Source organism: Chryseobacterium metallicongregator (genome assembly GCF_031324065.1).
Lineage (GTDB): Bacteria > Bacteroidota > Bacteroidia > Flavobacteriales > Weeksellaceae > Chryseobacterium > Chryseobacterium metallicongregator.
Genome location: NZ_JAVIXS010000003.1, coordinates 478,519 through 503,401 on the forward strand (window position 1 = coordinate 478,519; position 24,883 = coordinate 503,401).

Sequence of the window (24,883 nt, forward strand, 5' to 3'; positions counted from 1 at the left end):
TTTTATTGGTATTCTTTGGGAAGAATCTTGTATAGTTGTTCTTTAACTTGCTGTAACTGTTTGTAATGTAAAGTGTCTGCATAGGCATTCACATAGATATGAGATTTTTTTGGAGTCCGGATCTGGAAGGTTTCATCTATTCCGTCCACAGGCTGTTGACTGTGAGAACTTTTGATATGATCAAGATCTACAATATGGATGGATGATACAAGCTTTTTCCAGGTTTCAGAATTGATGGCAGATGACCATGCTGTATGGGTTTGATTGGCTGTCATTCCTTTTTCTGCAAAAACAGAATCTTTTGTAGCTTTAATAATCCTGTAGTTTCCGAGGTTTCCTTCAACATCAGATACACTGATGAAAGTAATCTCGTATGGATTTTTATGGGGAACAGATTGTTCCGTTTTTTTAGAATCACATGAAAAAAATGCCGACAGCAAAAGAATCGAAAACAGGATTTTCAGATGGAATTTTTTTGTTGTCGGCATAGGATATATTTTACAGACTGAATTCTTCTCTGTACTTCTTTAAAGCTTCTTTAAGAATCTCAGCACTTCTTTTTAAATCTTCTTCTTTCAGTACGTAAGCAATTCTTACCTGCTTTTTACCTAATTCAGGATTACTGTAGAATCCTCCTGCAGGAGCCACCATGATGGTTTCGTTATTAAGAGAATATTTTTCAAGCAACCACTGAGCAAATTTTTCAGTATCATCTACCGGAAGTTCTGCCACACAGTAGAAAGCTCCTCTTGGTTTAGGGCAGATTACCCCAGGAATAGCGTTTAAAAGATCTACCAATACATTTCTTCTGTGGGTATATTCTTCTCTTACGGCTCTGATGTAAGGGCCGTCATTCTGGTGTGCTGCTGTTGCTGCAATCTGTCCTAAAAGAACCGGGCTTAATCTTGCCTGTGCAAAAAGCATGGCTGCATTACGAATCTTGTTGGAACGTGTTACCATACATCCGATTCTTACTCCACACATAGAGTAACGCTTGGATTCTGAGTCAATGATGATACAGTTTTCAGCTAATTCAGGGAAGTCAAGCATTGAGATCTGCTGCTTTCCATCATATACGTACTCTCTGTAAACTTCATCCGAGATGATAACGATATCATATTTCAAAGCAATTTCTGCCAGTTTCTGAAGTTCCTCACGGGTATAAAGATATCCGGTAGGGTTTCCAGGGTTACAGATAATGATTGCTCTTGTTTTTTCTGTAATTTTTTTCTCGAATTCTTCAACAGGTGGCAAAGCAAAACCAGTGTCAATTGTAGAAGGTACTGCAACTACATTCACATCAAATGTGCTGGTGAACCCATTGTAGTTGGCATAATAAGGTTCAGGAATAATCACTTCATCCCCTTCGTCACATAAAGTAGAGATGGCAAAGTTCAGGGCTTCAGAACCTCCGTTGGTAACAATAAAGTTATCAGGTGTAAGATCTGAGAAACCTAATGAATGATAGTATTCTGTAAGAGCTTTTCTGTATTCAATATTCCCTTCAGAAAGCGCATATTCCAATACTTTTAAATCGATGTTTTTTAAAGCATTTAACGCTGTTTCCGGAGTTTCAATATCAGGCTGTCCGATATTAAGGTGATATACTTTTATTCCTTTCTGTTTTGCTTGTAACGCAAAGGGAACCAGTTTTCTTACCGGCGATGGCGGCATATGCAGTGCTCTGTTTGAAATATTCGGCATTGTTCAAAAAATTTGTATGACAAAAATAGGATTTAATTTCTCAATAATAAAATTAAGAGCCAATTAAGAAATGGGAGAATGTTCTTTAATTTTTTTTACTTCTGCTAATTTTTGTGTATGTGAAATATTAATATTTGACCTTTTTTGAAATTATTTTACTTTTTAATCAAAAAAAACTTTTTTGTATTATTATTTTTACTAAATTTCGCCACAAATGTGATTAAAATGGCAATAAATTTATTTTCTAGAGTGGTACCTGCTGTCGCTCTGTTTTCAGCCAGTGTACTTATGGCTCAAAATTATCAGACCATGCCGATTGCTTCAGGCTTAACCGCTGATGTAATTGCAAACGGTATCGGTTCTTCAACAATTTCTACAAATAATGATGTAGATGGAGTTTCATACGCTTTTGTAGCGAAAGATTTTCAGCTGACTTCTACAAGTGCAGCGATTACGTATGGTATTCCTGTAGATGGACTCATTAATTCTGTAGTGGGAACAACTCCCGGATTAAGCTTTCAACTGGCAAGTTTAAATGCAAATAATTCTCTAAGATTGGCTGCAACCAGTGATAACGGAACTTTGGCATTTACAACACCAAAGGCAGCGACCAAACTCTATATGCTTGCTGTAAGTGGAAGTGGTACTTCTACGGTAAGTGTAGTGGTTAATTTTACCGACGGCAGTTCGCAGACGTTTTCAAGTATAAGTCTTGCAGACTGGTATAATGGATCTAATTTTGCGATACAGGGAATAGGAAGAATTAAAAAGCCGGGGGCTACTCCAGCCAGTGGTGATGATGTGCCTTCTCCTGAAGGTGGAACCAATCCGAGATTATATCAAGCTGAACTGGCAATAGATGCCGCAAACCAGGCAAAGCCAATACAAAGTGTAACAGTAACTAAAGTTAGTGGTTCAGGTATACCGAATATTTTTGCTTTTTCAGCAGATGCTTATTCGGATTGTGTACCTCCTGTATTGCAGGCCGTTTCCGGAATCACAGCAAACTCAGCTTTAGTTTCATGGACAGGCAGTGCTGCCAGTTATGATGTATACCACAGTCCTTCAAACACAATACCATCGGGTTCAGTAACGCCTACTTATCCGGGGGTAACAGGTACAAGTACAACTATTGGAAGTCTTAATTCAAATACCACCTATTATTATTGGGTGAGATCCAATTGTAATACTGCCACCAGCCAAAGTGTATGGTCTTTTGCAGGAACATTTAAAACGGCTTGTTCTACTTTCACTGTTCCGTATACAGAAAACTTTGATACAACAAGTACAGGTTCCACTTCAAATACGAATGCTCCAAGCTGTTGGGCATATCTTGAGAGTGCCTCATTTGCAGGGTATGGATATGTAGCGGCATCCAATAGCTATTCAGCACCCAATTCTTATTATATGAATAATTCAAGTGGGACTACAGGCAGCCAAATGTTAGTGGCTCCTCCTACTATAAACCTTTCAGATGGTACGAAGCGTGTAAGATTTTATGCAAAAGCGGGAGGAAGTAATTATACATTATTAGTGGGAACACTTTCGAATCCTACAGATCCTGCTTCTTTTACACAGATTGGAGCTCCTATTACCTTAACTACTACTCATACACAATATACCGTTAATATTCCTGCAGGTTCTGATTTGCAATTGGCATTTAAACATGGATTGGGAGGTTCTTCACGTTCTATTTATATTGATAATATTACTGTTCAGAATATTCCTTCTTGTCTTGAGCCAACTGCTGTTACCTCATCAAACGTGACAATGAATACAGCAACAATCGGTTGGACGGCACCAGCTTCTGCTCCTGCCAACGGATATGAAGTATATTACAGTACAACGAATACTGCACCTGATGCATCTACTGTTTTGAACGCTTCCAACTCTGTAACTTCTGCTACGACTTCTGCACCGCTGAGCACTCTATCTACTGATACGAATTACTATGCATGGGTAAGATCTGTATGTAGTGCTAGTGACAAAAGTATCTGGAGTGATGTTACAGCATTCAGAACAGGTTACTGTCTGCCTTCATCTACTTCACAGAACTCATGGCTCTCTGACTTCAGTTCTACCGGAGGATTGGTAAATATGACGTATTCATCCGGTTCAAGTGTTGCAGGTGGATATCAAAATTTAATAACAAGCAATAACAAGATCATCAATGCTCCGGGATCTGACACTTCAGTGTCTTTCACTGCGGGAGGCCCTACATGTGGAATTGCAGTTTGGGTAGACTGGAATAATAATTTAACTTTTGAAGCTTCAGAAAGAATGTTTGTTACTAATACTTATATAACAAATGCTTCCGGAACTATTACTGTACCTGCGGGAACACCTCTTGGAAGTTATAGAATGAGAGTAGTAACTGATTATAACAGTACAGCACCATCAAACCCTTGTTCAGCTATCTCAAGAGGAGAATTCATTGATTTTACCTTTGAAGTAGCTACTTCATTATCAACTTCAGAAACCCATCTGAAGAAAAAAGAAGTGAATGTATATCCTAATCCTTTCAAAGATGTTCTTCATATTGCAGATATCAAAGATGTTAAATCTGTAACTGTTACAGATGTAGCGGGAAGAGTAGTGAAAACTATTGATAACCCAACTACAGAACTTCAGTTAGCTGAATTGAACGCTGGTTTATACTTAGTGACAATGAACTTTAAAGATGGCTCAAAATCAACAGTAAAAGCCATTAAGAAATAAAATTTTTTGAGTTAATAATTTCTGTAGGCAGTTGCATTCGTGTAGCTGCCTTTTTTGTGATAATTTTATAAAATAGTCGTATTTTAGAAAAAATTACCATATGCAGATTCAGTCAGTTTCTATAGAAGATTATATCTCAAAAATTCCTGAAGAAAGACAGGAAGCCTTTAAAAAGCTTTATGATACGGTGAATGACAACCTTCCAAAAGGTTTTGAAGAGGCCACCAATTACGGGATGATTGGTTGGGTCGTTCCTTTGGCAACATTTCCTGCCGGATATCACTGTGCGCCCGGGACCCCGCTGCCATTCATCAATCTTGCTTCCCAGAAGAATTTTATAGCATTGTATCATATGGGACTGTATTCCACACCAGAACTTCTCGATTGGTTCGTAACAGAGTATCCAAAACATTCTAAGAAGAAACTGGACATGGGTAAATCTTGTGTCCGCTTCAAAAAAGTAGAAGATATTCCTTTTGAGCTGATCGCTGAACTCAGTAAAAAAATGACTGCTGATGATTGGATCAAAATTTATGAATCTCAGTATAAGAGATAAAAAAAGCTCTGAAGTCTAACTGATTTCAGAGCTTTTTTTATGTTGGACGCTGGAAGTTTGAAGCTGGAAGTAATATTTGTGTTTTTAGAATTATTGATATTTATATACAATTTTACATTAATCCTGTTAACCCTATGTCATTCTGAATGTAACGTAGTGAAATGACTTTACATAGGATTCTTCCTTCGTCAGAATGACAATGGTGTAAAATTGTATATAGTCACCAAATTAATAAAATGATTTTCATATATCCATCGGATTGCAGAAACTTCCATCCTCCAGTTTCCCACTTCCTTTCTAAAAATGAATATCCCAGATTCCTGCTTTTCGTTCAAGTTCAATCAAAGCAGCGGCATTATCTGCAAGAGCCTGATAATAATCTTTTCGGACATTATTGTAAGTTCTTTGGGCATTCAGCACTTCCAGAATAGAGCTTTCTCCTCTTTTATAGCTGTAGGTGATTCCTTCCAAGATGCTTTGTGCTTCTGAAAGCATTCCGTTTTGGAACTGTCTGAGCTGTTTCTGAGTTGCTGTATATTGCTGATAGGCCTGCATCACTTCAGCTCTTATGCTTTGTTCGATTTGTTTGTATTCAACTTCTGCCTGAGAATGTGCCATTTCTGCAATCTTCAATCCTGCATTTCTTCTGTTGGAAAATTTCAAAGGAATACTGATACCCATTTTTACAGCATTTACGGTAGGGGAAGGTGCAATTTCGTTGGTTGCTTCTGTATGACGTTCCGCTCCTGCACTGATGCCTAAGTCGATAGCACGGTTGGCTTTTTCAAGATTGATCTGGCTTTTAGCTACTTCTGTATTTTGTCTTGCTGCCAATAAATCGGCTCTTTCATTCAAAGCCTGTAAGGTTAGATCGTCAATACTGAAATCTCTGTTGAAGGCATTAAAATCTCCGGCCACCTCTCTGTCTGTTATCTTGCTGTCGCCAAGAAAGACTGACAAACTGGTGATAGTCTGTTGTTTTGCACTCTCAGCCTGATAGACTTCATTGAGTAAAGAAGCCGCTTCCAGTTTACTTTGTTTGGAAGTCACTAATGATATGGTTCCCAGTCGATACCGGATACTGTCGGACTTTGCCAGTTGCTGCATATTTTTATAAGAATCCTGCTGTACCTCAAGCAAAGCCTTGGATTTTAAAGCATCAATATATCCTAAGCCGGCATCAGCATGCAGGTTTCTGAAGAAATCCTGCAATTGTATTTTGCTCAGTTCAGATTGGTTTCTGGCCAGATTTACCCGGGCTTTTCTTTTACCACCCAATTCAAGCGTCCAGCCAATTGATGCTCCATACACATATCCCATATCTTTATTCACTCCGTTATTGGTGGTTTCCATTTCCAGTTGAGGGTCAGGAAACATATTAGCCGTCTGAATGGCAGCCTCAGCCATACTTACATTGTATTTTTGAGAAGCATAACCCAGATTTTTGTTTCCGACAAGGCTCAGGTATTCTTCGAATGGCAAAAGCTGTTTTTCCTGTGCCTTTATTCCTGTAATACTAAACAATACTACAGATAATATGATAATATGAACTTTAATTTTCATCTGATTTCAAATTTTGTTTTTCGTGGCGGCGTTCAGCCATAAAATAAATAGCCGGCAATACGAAAAGTGTTAAAATAGTAGAGAACATCAATCCATAGACAATTACCGTTGCCAGTGGACGCTGTACATCCGAACCGATGCCTGTAGCCAGTGAAGCTGGGAATAATCCAATTACAGCCACCGTTGCAGTCATCAATACAGGTCTGAAACGGTCTTTTGCTCCTTTAATGGCAGCCTGTTTCAGTTCATATCCTTTCTTACGCAGATCGTTGATATGAGAAATCATAATAACACCATTCTGAATGGCAACCCCGAACAATGCGATAAATCCTACTGCCGAAGATACATTCAAGGACATTCCCCGTATGTTGAGTGCCAGCATTCCGCCAAATAATGCCAGCGGAACAATAGACATCAGTACCAAAGCCTGTCTGAAATCTCCAAATGCACCATATAATAACAGGAACATGATGGCTAATGCCAAAGGAATAATAAATGCCAATCTTGAATAGGCTCTGTTTTGATTTTCAAACTGCCCACCCCATTTGATCTGGTATTTTTCATGGTCATATTGGATGTCTTTTTCAATTTTATCCTGTGCACTTTTCAAAAAGGAAGAAAGATCCGTTCCTCTAAGATTCAGCTTCACCGTAAGATGTCGTTTATTCATTTCTCTGGTAATAGTGCTTTCACCGGTACTCAGTTTCACTTCTGCTACCTGAGATAAAGGAATTTTAGCTCCGGAAGCTGAGGTAAGCATCAGGTTTCCAATTTTATCCGGAGTATCACGGCTGTCTTCTGTATAACGGCATGAAATATCATAGACCTTATTGCCGATAAAGATCTGGGAAATGGCTTTTCCACCTAGTGCAACCTCAATGAGATCGGCGACATCGGCGACATTCAAACCGTACTGAGCAATCTTATCTCTGTTGGCAATAATCTGCAATTGAGGCAATGGCGGTTCCTGATCTATGGCAAGGTCTGCCGAACCCGGGATTTTATTTAAAGTAGACAATACATTATCTGCAATTCGTCTGGTTTCTTTAAAATCTTCACCATATACTTTTACTACCAGTTCGCTATGAGCTCCGGAGATTTTATCCATCACTCCGTCAATCATAGGTTGTGAGAAACCTACGGTGAATCCTGGCATATCTTTATAATCAGCTGCCAGTTCTTTGATGAGGTCTGCTTTTGTTTTTCCGGCTGGCCATTCGCTGTAAGGTTTTATTCCGACAGAAACTTCAAAGTGGGAAGCTGTCCACGGGTCGGTACCGTCATCGTTACGTCCTGCCTGAACCATCATATAAGTGATTTCGGGATGCTTCAAGGTTCTGGCACGTAATGTATCACTCATTTCTTTTGATTTGGCTAAAGAAATCCCGGGTGGCAGTTGTACCTGCAGCCATATAGAACCTTCATCCAGCTCGGGAAGGAAGTCTTTTCCCACATGATAGGAGAGAATTCCGGCAGAAACTAAGATAATCATAATAGGAATGATCACTCTTTTTGGGGTCTGCATTATTTTTTCAATGCTTTTTCCGTAGGCTGTGCTTAGTTTTTCCAGCCATTTATTGTGATAGATTTTCTGTGGTTTACGATAGATTACATAGGCCAATCCTGGGATCAGAAGCAGTGCTACAGCAAGTGCTCCCAATAGTGCATATCCTACAGTAAACGCCATTGGGGTAAATAATTTTTTTTCTACTCTTTCAAAAGCAAACAAGGGCAGATAGGCAGTAATGATAATGATGGTTGAAAAGAAAATAGGCTTGGCCACTTCAATCACTCTTTGAGTAATGGTTTTTTCTTCCAGTGTCTCTTCAGCATTTTCTTCTCGTTTCTTCAGAATGGTTTCCAGCATGACGATGGCTCCGTCTACAATGATTCCAAAATCAATAGCTCCCAGTGAAAGAAGGTTAGCCGGAATATTGGTAAAATGCATTAATATAAAAGCAAATAACAAAGAAAGCGGAATGGTAATCGCTACCAGTAATGCTCCACGCCAGCTTCCAAGAAATACAATCAGTACAATAATAACCAATACAATTCCTTCGGTAAGGGTATGGGAAACTGTCGTAAGCGTTGTTTTAACAAGGTCTGTTCTATCCAGGAAAGGATGGATCTTTACACCGGGAGGCAGTGTTTCGTTATTCAGTTCTTCGATCGCTTCATGCACTCCTTCCAGTACTTGTGAAGGGTTTTGACCTCTCAGTAAAAGAACAATTCCTTCCACGCTTTCAGAATAATTACGTTTTCGGTCTGTGTAGCCAAGAATTCCTTTTCTTTCCAGGTTTCCGTATTTCAGTGTTCCTACATCATTCAGAAAAACAGGGACGCCATTTTGTGTTTTTACCACAATTTTTCCAAGATCATCCAAGTCTTTTACCAAACCTATTCCACGGATTACATACGCAAGATTTCCACGGGGAAGCATACTTCCTCCGGCACTTACATTGTTTTTGGAAATCGTTTCTGTTACTTCTGACAGGGAAAGGCTATATTGTTCAAGTTTATGTGGATCCAGTTCGATCTGAAACTGGGTAGTGATTCCCCCGAAATTGGTGACATCAGCAATTCCTGAAACCTGTTTGATCCTGGGAATGATGACAAATTTTTGCAAATCCGTCAATTCCCGAAGGCTGTGGTTGTTACTTTCGATAATATAGCGGTACACTTCGCCAATAGGAGAGGTGAGAGGATCTAATCCGGGCTGTGCACCATAAGGAAGATCCACATCTGTCAGTCTTTCCTGAATACGCTGGCGTGCCCAGTAATCATCTATACCATCATCAAAAACCATAGTAATAATGGAAAGTCCGAAGGTACTTTTGCTTCGCATTACATGCATTCCCGGAAGACCGTTCAGTGATCTTTCTAAGGGAATGGTGATTTGCTGCTCTACTTCTTCAGCGGCCAGACCCGGAACCTGTGTTACCACCTGGGAAGTTACGTCGGCAATATCAGGATAAGCTTCTATGGATAATCTGGTCCAGGAATAATATCCAAAGAACCCCAGTAAAAGGAAGAGAGCAAGCATGAGCCATCTCTTCTGTATAGAGATTGTTAGTAATTTTTTCATAGTTTCTGATTTCGCATCATTTTACATTATTTCGCATCAAGCATATAAATTCCTCCTTCCGTCATGATGGTTTCTCCGGGTTTTAATCCTGAAATGATTCTTACTGTTTTCTGATCGGTTTCCCCTGTTGTCACTGAGCGTTTTGCATATTGATGCTTTCCTGTTTTTACCCATACATATTGGGAATTGTCCTGTTGCATTAAAGCGGTTACGGGAATCATCACAGCTTTTTCAGGCGTTGTGGAAAAATTAACGGTAGCGTACATTCCCGGTTTTAGTTTTCTGTCCGGATTATCACATTCAATAAGAACTTTTATACTTCGGGTATCTTCATCTACAATTTCATTGACGTGATATACTTTTCCTGTAATATTTCTGTCGGGATAGGCACTTACTTTTACAGAAACCTGATCTCCGGTATTCACAAAACGGATGTCTTTTTCCTTTACGTCACCGGAAATCCAGACTTTTGATAATTCTGCGATAATCATTACAGGATCTGCGTCTCCTTTCAGATACTGGCCGTTTACAATTTTATTAGAAATGATTTCTCCTTTGATGGGCGCTCTTACAATAAGAGGACTTCCTATTCCTCCGCCTTTGCTGTTGTAGACCTTCAAAGCAGAAGAGGCATTGGAAAGAGATGTTTTTTTATTTTTAAAATCTGTGTCTGCTTCATCCAGTTCTTTCTGAATACCTACACCGTGTTTGACAAGATCCTGCTGGCGTCTGTAATTTTTTTCTGCAAGCTGTACATCATTCAATGCATCTGTATAATCCTTTTGAACCGAAAAATAGTCGGAAGAAAGAATTTCAAAGAGCGGGCTTCCGGCAGAAACATTTTGTCCAAGCTGAATAAAAGATTTTATAATTCTTCCGGAAAAAGGGCTGGCTATTTCCGCGTAATGATTGGGGATTGCCTGGATTGTTCCGGCTGAGACTACACCATCACTGTGTTCCTGTTCAGTAACGACTTGTGTTTTAATTTTTTTGAAAACAGGATGTGTTTCCGGAACAGTGACCTGATCATTTTTTATAAGGAGATCCTGATCCTGCAGAGTTTCACTTTTGGAATTTTTACAAGAGGTAACAATTGTCAAAAGTACCATTGTTAAGACTGTTTTTCTCATATAAGTTATTTATAACCATTATTTTAAATTTTATTTATAGATCCGTGACTAGGATTTTGTACTAAAGCCACTGCCCGAATTTTCTGATAAACCATTGTTTCACAAACTGGGTTAATACACAATACCCTGTAAGAATTCCTATTAAATACGGGAAATAGCTCAGAGGTAAAGGCTGCATTTTGAGATACAAAGCCATTGGAGTGAAAGGAATCAGAATTCCGATCAGCATGATTAAACTTGTTAAAGCAACTACCGGTGTGGCGGCCCAGCTTTGGATAAATGGTATTTTTTTTGTTCTGATAATGTGAACAATCAAGGTTTGGGATAATAATCCTTCCACAAACCAGCCTGTCTGAAATAAACCTTGTTGTTCCGGTGTATTGGCTTTGAAAATGAAAAACATCACAGCAAAAGTCACATAATCAAAAATGGAACTCAAAGGACCTATATACAGCATGAATTTTTTGATGCTTGCAGCTTCCCATTTTTTCGGTTTTTCCAGAAAGTCTTTATCCATTGTATCCCATGGGATGGAGGATTGCGATACATCATATAGTAAATTCTGGGTCAGAATCTGCAGTGGAAGCATAGGCAGAAACGGAAGCAATGCACTGGCTCCGATCATACTGAACATATTTCCGAAGTTGCTGCTGGCCGTCATTTTTATATACTTGACAATATTCCCGAAAGTTCTTCTTCCATAGATCACTCCGCTTCGAAGGACCATCAGATCTTTTTCCAACAGGATGATATCCGCACTTTCTTTGGCAATGTCTGCTCCTGTATCAACAGAAATTCCGACATCTGCTTCCTTGATGGCTGCTGCATCATTAATTCCGTCACCCATAAAACCAACGGTGTGACCTTTCGATCTTAATATTTTTACAATGCGTTGTTTTTGTAACGGACTTACCTTAGCAAAAACAGAATAGAGATCCATATCATTTCGAAGTTCATCATCACTAAGATGTTCCATTTCATCGCCAAGCATAATGGTATTGATAGGAATTCCTACATCATGGCATATTTTTTTAGCCACAATATCGTTATCTCCTGTTACTACTTTCACTTCTACGCCAAGTTTGTGTAAAGCTTTGATGCTTGGCTCTGCAGAGGGTTTTGCCGGATCAAGAAATCCCATAAATCCTGTAAGGGTAAGGCTATTCTCATCAGCAACAGAATAATTCAATGGGTGATCCCCTTCAAATTCACGGATGGCAATTAGTAATACACGAAGTCCTTCAGCATTCAGCTTTTCGGACATTCTGATAATCTGCTGTTTCATAAGATCATCCAACGGAACACTATTGTCATTCTCGACATGCAGACTGCGATCGTCTCCAGGATCTAAGGCATATTGACATAAAGGAAGCATTTCTTCTACTGCTCCTTTGCAGATCATAAGATGTTTTCCTTTGGAGGTATTCAGAATGACAGACATTCTTCTTCTTTCAAAATCAAAGGGAATTTCATCCACTTTTTGATACAATTCATCTGCTTTCATCAGATTGTGAACTTCAGCATGATCGAGAACAGCCTGATCTAATAAATTTTTAAGACCGGTTTGGTGGAAACTGTTGAGATAACCCCACTTCAGTACTTCATCATCTTCAATACCACGAACGTTGAGGTGGGTTTCCAATACAATTTTGTCCAGCGTAAGGGTTCCTGTTTTATCCGTACACAAAATATCCATAGCTCCGATATTCTGAATGGCATTGAGTCTTTTAACAATCACTTTCTTTTTACTCATATTGACTGCACCTTTAGCGAGATTAGCGGTAACAATCATAGGAAGCATTTCAGGTGTCAATCCTACCGCTACAGCAATGGCGAATAACAGTGCCTGCATCCAGTCTCCTTTTACCAATCCGTTGATCAGGAAAATAACCGGAGTCATGATCAGCATAAATCTGATCAGCAGATAGCTTACTTTATTCACTCCTATATCAAAAGCAGTTTCAGGTCTTTTAGAAATCAGGCTTCTGCTGATGCTTCCTAAGTAGGTGAAAATACCTGTATTGGCTACAACAACCGTTGCTGATCCGCTTACCACATTGGTACCCATAAAGCATATATTCAGAAGGCTGAGAGGATTGCGGTCTTTGGTATCTTTGATAGGAAATGCATTTTTCTCAACCGGAAGTGCTTCTCCCGTCAGGATGGATTCGCTGATGAAAAGATCTTTGCTTTTAAGAATCCTGCAGTCGGCCGGAACCATATCACCTGCAGACAGCATGACAATATCTCCGGGGACAATTTCGGTGATTTCTATTTCTTCACTTTTATTAAATTTTCTTTTGGTGAGACAGCTTGTCTTTACCATCTTCTTTAATGCTTCTGCCGCTTTGTTACTTCGGAATTCCTGAATAAATCTTAAAACTGTACTAAAGAGCAGCATCAGCGAAATAATAATACTGGTACTGAAATCTTTTTCACCGGCAGGTACAAGAATAGCATCAATAAATAAGGAAATGATGGCAATACATGCCAAGATATAATTAAATGGATTAAAAAAAGAATGAGCAAACTGTTTTACCCATGAGGGCGCTTTTTGGGTAGCTATTTCATTTTTACCATACATTTTCAGACGGTCTTTTACGGTGTTTTCGCTGAGTCCTTCTTCTGAGGTTTCCAGTAGGGCATACACCATTTTTTCATTCTCGGCTGCAGCTTCTTTTAATTTTACAAGAGCGGCAGAATTGAGATTTTTGTTTGAAGATTTTCTTAACATCGCTTCAAAGGTTGTTTTTACATGTTACAAATCGTTTTCGGTACCTATAATTTCCCAGCTTACTTTGATGACTTTATCTTCAATCGTAAGTCTGCTGGCTGTTTTTTCCATGAAACTGTCCTGTGGTGTAGAAGCATGAACTTCCGCTGTAATGATGGCGTTTTCAGGCAGACCATTGTCATCGCTGGTAAGAGATTTCAGTAATACTTTATCATTTCCGCTCAGAGACTGCATCAGTTGTACACGGACGTGATTTTCTACTTCACTTTTGCATTTGATGCTGAGAAGGTATTCTGTATAATGGTTTCTGCTGTTGATATTGTTGCCCAGCTTGACACCTAGAGGACGAAGGATCATATGTGTGAGAATAATAAATCCGCTGGTAATAGCTGCTTCTACGGGAAATCCCATAGCACTGAGAGCTCCTACAGATGCGGAACACCAGATGGTAGCAGCGGTATTGAGTCCTCTCACGGTAAGACCATCTTTCATGATAACGCCTCCACCTAAAAAACCAATTCCGCTTACGATATAAGAAGCTATTCTGCCTGTAGCATCGCCTCCAATCCTGATAGAAAGAAGAACGAATGCTGCGGAGCCAAGACATACCAAAGTGTTGGTACGGAGACCGGCACTTTTCTGACGCCATTGTCTTTCAAAGCCAATGCTGGCACCCAGAGCAAATGCGGTAAGGAGACGAAGAGTAAATTCTAATGTATTCATAACTTTTCCTGTTGTTATAAAGCTTTTCAGCTGTACGGGAAAAGTGAGTACAACTAAAGCTTTTAAGATTGATAATTACTGTAAGGATCAGAGTCCATATGCTTTATTTTTTACTGTGCAAAAGTAAAACTGAGAGCTTTTTTTTACCGTTAGAAAAGCTTTAGAATGTTATTAGAAAATCATTAGAGAAAACTCCTTCCTGTTTTTTTGAAGATTCTGTAAGAAATATTTATTTATTATATCCTATTAATATATGTAAACTGTACCCATGGTAAGAGATAAAATTTCAATACATTTGGAGGCTGGTTTTTTGTATAATGAATTTTACAATTTGTCATATAAAATAACGGCTTGTTTAATCCCGGATACTTCCTTCCAACATCTTTTTAATTATATATTTTAGAAATGAAAAAATCAAACTTAGCAATACCAGCTACGCTTTTAGCGATTATCTGTGTGCAGGGAGGAGCTTCCATTGCAAAGCAGCTTTTCCCTGCTATCGGAGCTATTGGTACAGTTACTTTAAGAATTGTGCTTTCTGCGATTTTGCTTACTTTGATTAACCGTCCGAAATTTTTACAATTTGACAGTCAGAAATGGAAATATTGTGCAATCTATGGAGTTGGATTAGCCGCAATGAATCTTATTTTCTATATGGCGATTCAAAGGATTCCTCTGGGGCTTGCTGTTACTGTGGAATTTGCCGGACCGTTATTTCTTGCCTTAGCTTTGTCCCGTAAACTGTTGGATGTCATATGGGCATTACTGGCTTGTGTGGGAATTCTGCTGATTGTCCCATGGAAAAGTGATCATGTAGATTTATTAGGACTTGGACTTGCCTTTCTGGCAGGAATTTTCTGGGCTCTTTATATCGTTATGGGTGGAAAAGTTTCTAAAATAATGGATGGAAAAGATGCGGTTACCACAGGAATGATCTTTGCAAGTCTGGTGATTATTCCTTTTACGATATGGGATGGTGCTGTTTTCAATATTACCCCGACTATTTTTATGAAAGGGCTTGGTGTAGCTATTCTTTCGAGTGCTTTACCTTTTTCATTGGAAATGATGGCCTTGAAAAAACTTCCTGCAAAGACATTCAGCATTCTGATGAGTCTGGAACCTGCATTTGCAGCACTTTCCGGATTGGTTTTTCTTGCTGAAGAATTATCTTTTTTACAATGGATTTCTATTGCCTGTGTAATTACAGCGAGTATTGGAACAACTATTTTTAGCAGAGTTTCTAATCATTAAGAAGACTTTACAATATGATAAGGATGCATTGGAAAATACAATTAATCTTACTTCTGATATCCCTCTTTTTTGTTGGGTTGGGTATAGAAAGTATTGTAAATGAAAAAAAATCTGGTAGTCTTTTACTCAGACACTTTTTTCACATAATCCCTTTTATAATCAGCAGTATGGTTTTTATCATAAACATTTATTACCAACGAAAAAAAGAATAAAAACGTTGATCCTGAGATTTAATTTCTTTAAGTGTCTATACAATATCAAATATCACCGCAAAAATAGTTTCGTTACGTTCTGATAGCACCGTAATTTTTGCATGGTGGAGCAGAATAATTTTCTGAGTAAGAAATAATCCTATTCCATGACCTTTTTCCTGTCTGGACGTTTCGCTTCTGTAAAAAGGTTCGAAAATATGTTGTAAATCTTCTTTATTAATACTATTTCCGGTATTAGTAAAACGTATTGTAAGAATTTTTGAATTGGTATTTACATCAATCATACAAGTATGTTCCGGTGAATATTTGCAGGCATTGTCAATAAGATTGTTGAGGGCCACCTGAAGAAGATACTCATTTCCTTGAATGATAAGCTGATGCTCTTCTACGGAATCCTCTATGTTCAGAGAAACTTTATATTCCGGATTTTCTTTTGTAATTTTGGTATAAGATTCCAGAAGAACTTCATCAAGGCGTACTTCCGAAAAACTGATTTCATTGGGATCATAGCTGGCTTTTGCAAGATCCATTAAACTATTCGATAATTTTACCATATTTCGGGCATCATCCAGTGCATATTGAATGGTTTCTTGGTATTCTTCTTTGGTTTTATCCTTTTCTGAAGCGAGTTCCAATTCGGTAATGATGGCGGATAAAGGAGTTCTCAGTTCATGTGAAATATTGGAGACGAAATGTTTTTGTGAATCAAAAGAATTTTCAAGCCGTTCCAGCATTCCATTGAAATTTTGAGCAAGTTCATTCAGTTCGTCTTTTTCTTTTGTTGTTTTCAAACGTAATTGGAGTTTTCCGGCAGTAATTTTTTTAATCTGAATAACCATTTCACTGAGTGGACTCAATGCTTTTTTTGAAAGAAATATTCCTGCCAGATAAATCAGAATTAAAATACTGAAGAATGAAATAATACTGATAGTAAGAAGATGAGTTAAATATTCATATCCGTATTGATCATAAGCTGCCGCAGTTACTGCATACGTTTTTCCTTCATAATGGTAGGTCATCCCGATCACCTGCAAATCATTTAAAAAGAAATTGATTTTCTTCTTTTGGAATATCTGAGCAAGCATTTCCGGAGTCTCCTTTACGTAATCTACTTTGGCATCATCATGATAAATCAATTGCTTATTGGAATTATAAATGGCAACCTGAACTTCATTCAATGTTCTGGTATTGTTTTTATAAAGCTTATGCATTTCCTGTTCGGGAAGTGAGCTTCGGAAAAATAAATCAGCTTTGGCAATCGCTTCGTTCTGAAGTTCGCTGTAAAAAGATTTTTCTCTGGCTTCTTTGGATGAATAATAGATCGAAATACTGTAAATACTTAAAAGCATTGCAGTGATTAATGTAAAAAGCAGGGTAAGTCTGGTTCTTATTTTCATCCTGATATTTTTAGTTTATCTCATTGATTTACTATACAGTACCTGATTCGTAGTCTTTTTTCAGAATAAATCCCATACCGGCTTTGGTATGGATCAGTTTGGTTTCAAAATCTTTATCTATTTTCTTTCTGAGATAATTGATATAAACATCAATAAAGTTAGTACCCGTATCAAAATGGGTTTCCCACACTTTTTCCGCAATTTCACTTCTGGAGAGAACCCTTTCGGAATTTTCCATCATGAATTTTAAAAGATTAAACTCTTTCGGAGTCAATTTTATCGGTGTATGATCACGGCTCACTGTTTTCTGCTCAAGATTCATTTCAATACCTTTATATTTAAGAACAAAAACTTTTTGCTGAAGCTGTTGTGAAAAACGTTTCAGAATCACCTTAATCCTTGCTACCAGTTCCCGCATTTCAAAAGGCTTGGTGAGATAGTCATCTGCTCCGGCATCAAATCCTTCCAGCTTGTCATCAGTAGTTCCCAATGCAGTTAGCATAATGACAGGAAGATTGGGTTTTAAAGTTTTGATCTCATGGCAAAATTCAAGACCATCTTTTTTGGGAAGAATAATATCGGTCACTACCAGATCAAAATTTGTCTGTAAAGCCAGTTTCAGAGCTGTGACTCCGTCATATGCCACAGTGACCTCAAATTCAGCTTCCTGAAATCCCTTTGCAATCAATTTTGAAAGCCTGTCGTCGTCTTCAACTAATAAAATATGGGGCATAAGATTCTTGGAATGTTTGGGTTGGTGTGAGGAATAGATCAATATTCTCACAAATGTAATGAATTCTATTTTGTAATTTTGATACCGAAAAGTATAATAGAATGTCTGAATTTAAAACATTTTTTAGCAAAAGAATCAAAGAAATGATGGTGACTGGACTCTTGTCCTGTTTAATGGTTTTGTTGATTCAGTGTAATCACAGCTTTCCAAGCACTGTACAACTCAAAAATGGAGATCTTCTTTTTGTAACAGCAAAAGAATCGGGTCTTTCCGGGGCGATCAATAATGTTACTCAAAAACAAAAGGCAGCTTCATTTGATCACATAGGAATTCTGGAAAAAGAAGACAACCGGATGTTTGTTCTGCACGCTGCTCCTAAAGGTGGTTCTCAGAGACAGGATTTGAAGGATTTTATAAAAGATCAGAAGGAAGAAGGGCAGGAAGTTGTCATTTACCGTTTAAAGCCGGAATATCAGAAAGCAATTTCCGAAGCTATCAGAAAGGCAAATTCCATGTTGGGAAAACCTTACAATTTCAATTATATTTTGGATGAACAGTCATATTACTGTTCAGATTTTGTGGAAAGAGCTTTCCGTGCAGAAAATATTTTCAAACTGGAACCCATGACATTTATTGATCCGAAAACTGGAAAAACGAATGCATTCTGGGAAGAATTTTACTTGAAAAAAAATCTGAAAGTCCCTGAAGGAGAACCAGGTTGCAACCCTAATGGACTGGCCGGTTCTGACAAACTGGAAAGAGTAGGAAATTTTTAAAATATACAAAGAAGCTGAACAGGCTTCTTTTTTTTTATGTTAAATTTTAAAAAATATTAGTCTACTAATTTGGTGGACTAATATTTTTTTATATTTTTGTCACAGATTTAAATGCAGAATGCAATATGATCTGACAATGTTTAACCCAAAAATGTTTAGCAATGATTACACCTAATCCCGGCCTGCAGGTTTTACAAAATAAAATAAGCCTGCCTAAAAAAGAATTATTACTGGAAATAGAGTTGAATGGCAAAATGAAATTTGAACATTTAATGAATACCATCTATAATCAGTTTGGAATTTGCCATAGAGTGTTATCTGCTAATGTTGAGTACGTGAACGGATATAGTTTCGGTTCGGTACAGTTATATATTAATGTTAATTCAGATGATTTTCAGCAGCTTGAATTCTATCTGAATAAAAATAAACTTATCAATACGACGGTAGAATATACCTGCAGAACCTATTTTTAAGTGAGATTCATATAGTTTTAATTACCAAAGTGTCCGGTTTCGTACCGGGCACTTTTTATTTTTTATAAAAGCAGATTATAAACACATTAAAAAGATCAATCGTTAACCGGAACAAAATTCCCTTCCTCCGCAGAGGTGGCAAAAATTCAAATAATTTTTGACGGGGTGGTAAAACAAAAAAAGCGCTCAGATATCCTGAACGCTTTCCTATTATTAAATAAAATAATGTTAGATTCTTTCGATGTCAGCACCAATTGCTCTCAGTCTTCCATCAATATTTTCATATCCTCTGTCGATTTGCTCGATATTGTGGATAATAGATTTTCCTTCAGCAGAAAGTGCGGCAATAAGAAGTGCATTTCCGGCTCTGATATCCGGGGAAACCATGGTTGTTCCTCTTAACGGGGCTTCCTGGTTTAATCCGATTACTGTGGCTCTGTGCGGATCACATAAAATGATCTGAGCACCCATGTCAATTAACTTATCTACAAAGAATAATCTGGATTCAAACATTTTCTGATGAACCAGAATACTTCCTTTTGCCTGAGTAGCTACCACTAGAATAATCGATAATAAATCCGGTGTAAATCCTGGCCAAGGCGCATCCGAAATCGTAAGGATAGAACCGTCAATAAATTTCTGAATTTTATAATGCTCCTGAGCTGGAATGTAGATATCATCACCACTTTGCTCAAGTTCTATTCCTAATTTTCTGAATGTATTCGGGATCACACCAAGCTGGTTCCAGTTTACATTTTTGATGGTGATTTCAGATTTTGTCATGGCCGCAAGACCAATCCAGGATCCGATTTCCACCATATCCGGAAGCATAGTGTGCTCTGTTCCTCTAAGGTAGTCAACCCCTTCAATCGTAAGAAGGTTGGATCCAATACCAGAGATGTTAGCACCCATTCTGTTCAGCATTTTGCATAATTGCTGAAGATAAGGTTCGCAGGCAGCGTTGTAGATTCTTGTTTTTCCTTTTGCTAAAGCTGCTGCCATTACAATATTAGCGGTTCCGGTAACAGAAGCTTCCTCCAACAGGATGAATTTTCCTCTTAATTCTTTAGCTTTTAAAGAATAGAAATATTCCTCTTCATCATAATTGAATTCAGCACCTAATTCAACAAGTCCCTGAAAGTGAGTGTCTAATCTTCTTCTTCCGATTTTGTCACCTCCCGGAGTCGGCATATAAGCTTCTCCATAACGAGCAAGCATTGGGCCCATCAGCATAATGGATCCGCGTAATTTTGCTCCGTCCTTTTTGAACTCGTTAGATTTAATATAATCAAAATTAACCTGATCAGCCTTGAAAGTATAATCTCCCTGTCCGTTTTTAGTAATTTTTACACCAAAATCTCCAAGAATTTCAATCAGTCTGTTCACATCATGAATATCCGGAATATTTTTGATTCTTACTTCTTCGTCCGTCAGAAGAACCGCACATAAAATTTGTAGAGCCTCATTCTTGGCTCCTTGTGGAGTTATTTCACCCTGCAGTCTTTTTCCTCCTCTTATTTGAAATGTTCCACTCATTATTTTCTGTTTTTATGATTGTTATTATGCCTTCTCTTGTTAGGCTGGTTATTATTGTTTTTATTATTGTTGTTATTCCTGTTGTTATTGTTATTATTTCGGTTGTTGTTATTGCTGGTGTAATAGATTTTACTCTTTTCAAGAGAGTCTATTCCGGTAAGATCCAACCTGTTTTCAGACAGTTCTTTCAGGTGGCGGAAAATCACATCATCCGTCACATGTTCTTTATTATAGACATTGTAAGACTTCTTCATATTGTTGGCAATCACCTCGATAAGGGCTTCTTTTTCATCACCTGTTTCCAGCTCAATTGCTTTTTCTATCAATTGAAGAATACTTTTTCCGTAGAACTTAAAGTCACCTTGAAGTTTTGGATATTCCATTCTTTTTGGTTTTTCTGCCAGTTCTTCCATCGTAGGGAAGGGATAAGGAGAATCTACATCCAGATCATGATTAGCAAGAATATAAAGATGGTCCCAAAGTTTATGTTTATAATTTTCCTCGTCGCGAAGTTGTGGGTTTCTCTGACCCATAAAATCGATGATTGCCATAGCCATTTCATTCCTTTCTTCTTTGGAAGGAAGTTCTTTGCAGCGCTCAACCAACTGTTGTATAATTCTGCCATATTCTGGCATATGAAGCTGAGTTTTTTGGGTATTGTATTCCATAGTATGCAAATATATGGATTAAAAGAAAAATTGTCTCGGGATTCTGAAAAATTTATGATTTTTTAATGAAAAATTTAGATGCCTTTCTTATTGATTTATTGTGGAAAATGAAAATATTTCCCATTCGTTTGAATTTGTTTTTAATAAAATTGTATCTTGTTTAATAGATTGATAATTAATTAAAGCGATGAAAAAAACAAACTTTTTCCTTTCACTGCTGGCTTTAGCATTAGTAAGCTCATGTAGAACCAGTGATGAATTGACAACTGAATCTTCCAGGCAAGAAGAGGTTCACAACAAAACAGTGAATGTTACCCATCATGATGGCCGTCCGTTTAGTACAGGAAGCGGTTCAGGTTCTGCACAAAGTAAATTCACAGCCGGACCTGGTGGTGGAGTTCTGATGCAGGGGTTTTACTGGGATGTTCCGGAAGGGGGGAACTGGTGGAATACCGTTAAAGACAAATTAACCGCATGGTCTACTGCCGGAATTGGAGCTGTATGGTTACCGCCAGCATCAAAAGCTCAGAACGGGGCTTATTCTATGGGATATGACCCTACCGATTATTATGATTTTGGAGATTTTAATCAAAATGGAAGTACAGAAACCCGTTTCGGATCCAGAGTTGAACTGGAAGCATTGATTACCAAAGCGCATGCTGAAAACATGCAGGTGTATGCAGACATTGTAATTAATCACAACAGTGGCGGACAGTCTGAAGCCAATCCTTTTACAGGAACCAATACCTGGACCAATTTTTCAGGAGTGGCATCCGGAAAATTCCAGAGAAACTACAATGACTTTTATAAAAACTCTTACGGGAATAATGATGAAGGAGCTTTTGGTGGCTTCCCGGATTTGTGTCACGCTAATCCTCATGTGCAGGACTGGCTTTGGGGGAGAGATGATTCCGTGGCGAAATATTATAAAAACGTGATGAAATTTGATGGCTGGAGGTTCGATTACGTAAAAGGGTTCGGTCCATGGGTTGTCAATACCTGGAATTCAAACGTAGGAGGATTTTCAGTTGGAGAATTATGGGATTCCAACGTCAATACGTTAGAGTGGTGGGCAAATAATGCGAACAGTTCTGTGTTTGATTTCGCTGCCTATTATAAAATGGATGAAGCATTTGATAACGGAAACTTAAACGTTCTGAATGATGATATGATGTGGAAAAGAAATCCATACAAAGCAGTAACTTTTGTTGCGAATCATGATACTGATATTATTTACAATAAAATGCCGGCATATGCCTATATCTTAACTCATGAAGGTTATCCCACCATTTTCTACAGAGATTATGAAGAATGGCTAAACAAAGAAAGACTGAATAACCTGATCTGGATTCATAATAATAAAGCTACCGGCACTACCTCTATCTTATATACAGATAATGACGAATATATAGCAAGGCGTAACGGTTATAACGGTAATCCAGGGCTTGTTGTGTACATCAACACCTCTTCAAACTGGCAGGAAAGATGGATAGAAACGAACTGGAGCAGCCAGCAAATCAAAGATTTCACAGGAAACTCAAGTTGGTATCCAACAACTCAGGGAGATAAATGGGTGAAAATCCAGTGTCCGCCAAATTCTTATTCTGTATGGTCGCCGAATTTATAAGTAATGAGCAATTGGTAATGAGTAATAATAAATGATGAATGATGAAGTTGGTAAGAGGTTGTTATTCATTTTAATTACTATTAACCATTAACCATTAACCTAAAACAACTATACGTCTTATTTGTCATTCCGTAGGAATCTCTATAATGCATTAATATTGCAGAAAACTCTTACGGAATGACATTTTTGAATATAATCAAAACCATTATGAAAGACTTAAAAAATAAAGTATAATTAAGATGAATCATTCTTCAAGCGAAGCTTATCTTACTATTTCAAAAATAAAAAGTTTAAGCAGATTGTTTATACAAGGTTAAATGTAATACTGAAGGAAGATTATACCTGAATAAATTTTTTCTTCTGATGCTGATCCGGTAAGTAACATTTCTGATTGGCCAGTTTCATTCTGTTTCTGGAAATGACATCATACACTTTATCACTTAAAGATACCGGCAGGATTTTCCCAACAAAGGAAAGTTTATAAACTCCTCCCAATAAATTAGCGATTTCCAGTACGGCTCTTGATTTGATTTGATAATACCGTCCGGGTTTCCATAAATACATGGTGTTGAATACATTCGTTTCCAGTCCTCTTTCGGATAAAAACTGCTGTCCGAAATCAGATTGAAGAGAAGCAAACATGAATTGGTCTTTTTTATCTCTCTCCAAAATCCACTGCACCCAGAAATTGCATACACCGCAATCTCCGTCAAAAAATACAATATGTTTATTTTCCCAGCTTTCCATGACTTTATTTATTAAACATGATTCCTCTTTCCGTATCTTCTTTTACTTTTTTGAAATATTGAACAAGATCTGCACGCTGCTCATCAGACAGTTTGGCATCCTGATGTCCCAAATAATAAGATTCAAGAGGCATTTCTTTTTTCTCAACTATTTCTATACATTCTTCAAGTTTATGAAGCTGTCTTTTAGGTTCATATACTGCAAAGGTAGAAAAATTAAGATGTTTTCTTCCTTCATCAATATGATTTTTTACCCACCATGAAGTTGGGGAAATACTGCTATACCATGGATACCTGGTTTCATTAGAATGGCAGTCATAACAAGACGTTCTGAGGGTACGGGCAATTTTTTCCGGAGTATTTTTAATTTTTAGAAAGTCCATTCCCGGAGTAAGCGGAGGATTAGTTTTATCAATGGGGAAAAACTGGATGATGATAAAGGCAACGAGAACTACAACAATTATTTTTTTCATAGCAGATGTTCATGTTTGGATAATATAAAGGTAGTTAATTTATTTTTAGTGAGATAAAGCTGGAAGTCGGGTGATGGAAGCTGGAAGTACTTTTAGAAATTGTTGAAATAGCATGTTTTTTCATGAGGTTATTAAACTTCCTTCCTTCAGCCTCTAGCTTCTTTTCTCCTTTAAAATTCTTACGTTGAGTAATTCTAAATTGCGCAGTATACTGCTGCTTTTATTTAAGTTAATCTGAAAAATGACTAACTTAATACCTTAATTATGTCTTAGCTTTAAAGCTGTTAAAAATATTTATTTATAGTTTTTAACTATCGTTGAAATAAAAATTAATAGATTGTATTTATCAATCAAACGTTGTACGTTTGTCATGTTCTTACAACAGAAAATTGAAACTGTATTAATCAATATAAAAAATAAAATAAACGACAATGGAAAAAGATTTGAATGACATCAGTAAATGCCCGTTTCATAACGGAACAATGAAGAAGAGCGTAGCAGGCGGAGGAACCCAGAATTCTGACTGGTGGCCTGATCAGCTTAGAGTAGATCTTCTGCGCCAGCATTCTTCCCTTTCAGATCCTATGGACAAGGATTTCGATTATGCCCAAGCATTTGCAAGCCTTGACCTGGAAGCTGTAAAAAAAGACCTTCATGCATTAATGACAGATTCCCAGGCTTGGTGGCCGGCAGACTTTGGTCATTATGGTCCTCTGTTTATCCGTATGGCCTGGCATAGTGCCGGAACATACCGTGTAGGTGACGGAAGAGGTGGAGC

Annotated in this window: 19 protein-coding genes and 1 pseudogene; 7 read left to right on the top strand and 13 right to left on the bottom strand. The window is 37.8% G+C overall.

Features of this window, described 5'->3' with window-relative positions; translation table 11 throughout:
• Positions 1–2: 2 nt before the first annotated feature.
• Together REB14_RS06400 and REB14_RS06405 are read right to left on the bottom strand one after the other, a co-directional pair.
• Positions 3–488: a hypothetical protein gene (locus REB14_RS06400; protein ID WP_079243070.1), complete on the bottom strand. Its 486-nt coding sequence runs from the start codon at positions 486–488 to the stop codon at positions 3–5.
• Positions 489–498: 10 nt separating this feature from the next.
• Positions 499–1,704: a pyridoxal phosphate-dependent aminotransferase gene (locus REB14_RS06405; RefSeq protein WP_034694997.1), complete on the bottom strand. Its 1,206-nt coding sequence runs from the start codon at positions 1,702–1,704 to the stop codon at positions 499–501.
• A gap of 225 nt (positions 1,705–1,929) precedes the next feature.
• On the opposite strand from REB14_RS06405, the gene REB14_RS06410 reads away from it, so the two are divergent.
• Together REB14_RS06410 and REB14_RS06415 are read left to right on the top strand one after the other, a co-directional pair.
• Positions 1,930–4,422, top strand: coding sequence for a GEVED domain-containing protein (locus tag REB14_RS06410; RefSeq protein ID WP_309521787.1), 2,493 nt, complete (start codon positions 1,930–1,932; stop codon positions 4,420–4,422).
• A 100-nt stretch (positions 4,423–4,522) separates the two neighbouring features.
• Entirely contained in the window at positions 4,523–4,978 is a 456-nt protein-coding gene (locus tag REB14_RS06415) for a DUF1801 domain-containing protein (RefSeq protein ID WP_309521788.1), read from the top strand.
• A gap of 297 nt (positions 4,979–5,275) precedes the next feature.
• On the opposite strand, the gene REB14_RS06420 is transcribed toward REB14_RS06415, so the two are convergent.
• The 5 genes from REB14_RS06420 to REB14_RS06440 form a co-directional block, all read right to left on the bottom strand.
• Positions 5,276–6,541, bottom strand: a complete 1,266-nt coding sequence (locus REB14_RS06420) for a TolC family protein (protein WP_309521789.1) — start codon at positions 6,539–6,541, stop codon at positions 5,276–5,278.
• Entirely contained in the window at positions 6,531–9,626 is a 3,096-nt protein-coding gene (locus REB14_RS06425) for an efflux RND transporter permease subunit (protein WP_309521790.1), read from the bottom strand. The genes REB14_RS06420 and REB14_RS06425 overlap by 11 nt, the downstream gene beginning before the upstream one ends.
• A gap of 26 nt (positions 9,627–9,652) precedes the next feature.
• Positions 9,653–10,756, bottom strand: a complete 1,104-nt coding sequence (locus tag REB14_RS06430) for an efflux RND transporter periplasmic adaptor subunit (protein ID WP_309521791.1) — start codon at positions 10,754–10,756, stop codon at positions 9,653–9,655.
• Positions 10,757–10,817: 61 nt separating this feature from the next.
• Positions 10,818–13,490, bottom strand: a complete 2,673-nt coding sequence (gene mgtA / locus REB14_RS06435; RefSeq protein ID WP_309521792.1) for a magnesium-translocating P-type ATPase — start codon at positions 13,488–13,490, stop codon at positions 10,818–10,820.
• Between the two features lie 24 nt (positions 13,491–13,514).
• A complete protein-coding gene (locus REB14_RS06440) occupies positions 13,515–14,213 on the bottom strand; it encodes an MgtC/SapB family protein (RefSeq protein WP_079243063.1) in 699 nt (232 codons plus the stop codon).
• Positions 14,214–14,618: 405 nt separating this feature from the next.
• On the opposite strand from REB14_RS06440, the gene REB14_RS06445 reads away from it, so the two are divergent.
• Complete coding sequence (locus tag REB14_RS06445) at positions 14,619–15,464, top strand: EamA family transporter (RefSeq protein ID WP_079243062.1); 846 nt, start codon at positions 14,619–14,621, stop codon at positions 15,462–15,464.
• 247 nt (positions 15,465–15,711) lie between these two features.
• Here REB14_RS06445 and REB14_RS06450 read toward each other — a convergent pair whose 3' ends face one another.
• Both REB14_RS06450 and REB14_RS06455 read right to left on the bottom strand, forming a co-directional pair.
• Positions 15,712–17,073, bottom strand: a complete 1,362-nt coding sequence (locus REB14_RS06450) for a sensor histidine kinase (RefSeq protein WP_309521793.1) — start codon at positions 17,071–17,073, stop codon at positions 15,712–15,714.
• 31 nt (positions 17,074–17,104) lie between these two features.
• On the bottom strand, positions 17,105–17,806 hold the full coding sequence (locus REB14_RS06455) for a response regulator transcription factor (RefSeq protein WP_309521794.1): 702 nt from the start codon (positions 17,804–17,806) through the stop codon (positions 17,105–17,107).
• Between the two features lie 101 nt (positions 17,807–17,907).
• On the opposite strand from REB14_RS06455, the gene REB14_RS06460 reads away from it, so the two are divergent.
• Together REB14_RS06460 and REB14_RS06465 are read left to right on the top strand one after the other, a co-directional pair.
• Positions 17,908–18,582: a YiiX/YebB-like N1pC/P60 family cysteine hydrolase gene (locus REB14_RS06460; protein WP_309521795.1), complete on the top strand. Its 675-nt coding sequence runs from the start codon at positions 17,908–17,910 to the stop codon at positions 18,580–18,582.
• Positions 18,583–18,743: 161 nt separating this feature from the next.
• Positions 18,744–19,055: an NIL domain-containing protein gene (locus REB14_RS06465; protein WP_079243058.1), complete on the top strand. Its 312-nt coding sequence runs from the start codon at positions 18,744–18,746 to the stop codon at positions 19,053–19,055.
• 228 nt (positions 19,056–19,283) lie between these two features.
• Here REB14_RS06465 and murA read toward each other — a convergent pair whose 3' ends face one another.
• Together murA and REB14_RS06475 are read right to left on the bottom strand one after the other, a co-directional pair.
• On the bottom strand, positions 19,284–20,591 hold the full coding sequence (gene murA / locus REB14_RS06470) for a UDP-N-acetylglucosamine 1-carboxyvinyltransferase (protein WP_034695010.1): 1,308 nt from the start codon (positions 20,589–20,591) through the stop codon (positions 19,284–19,286).
• A complete protein-coding gene (locus REB14_RS06475) occupies positions 20,591–21,259 on the bottom strand; it encodes a DUF4290 domain-containing protein (protein ID WP_079243056.1) in 669 nt (222 codons plus the stop codon). The genes murA and REB14_RS06475 overlap by 1 nt, the downstream gene beginning before the upstream one ends.
• A 187-nt stretch (positions 21,260–21,446) precedes the next feature.
• Between REB14_RS06475 and REB14_RS06480 the strand changes: the two genes are divergently transcribed.
• Positions 21,447–22,886: an alpha-amylase gene (locus tag REB14_RS06480; RefSeq protein WP_079243055.1), complete on the top strand. Its 1,440-nt coding sequence runs from the start codon at positions 21,447–21,449 to the stop codon at positions 22,884–22,886.
• 336 nt (positions 22,887–23,222) lie between these two features.
• Here REB14_RS06480 and REB14_RS06485 read toward each other — a convergent pair whose 3' ends face one another.
• Positions 23,223–23,633, bottom strand: coding sequence for a thiol-disulfide oxidoreductase DCC family protein (locus REB14_RS06485; protein ID WP_079243054.1), 411 nt, complete (start codon positions 23,631–23,633; stop codon positions 23,223–23,225).
• A gap of 4 nt (positions 23,634–23,637) precedes the next feature.
• Positions 23,638–24,105, bottom strand: a complete 468-nt coding sequence (locus tag REB14_RS06490; protein ID WP_309521796.1) for a heme-binding domain-containing protein — start codon at positions 24,103–24,105, stop codon at positions 23,638–23,640.
• A gap of 431 nt (positions 24,106–24,536) precedes the next feature.
• Between REB14_RS06490 and REB14_RS06495 the strand changes: the two are divergent.
• A pseudogene (locus REB14_RS06495) lies at positions 24,537–24,883 on the top strand (catalase/peroxidase HPI); the annotation flags it as partial.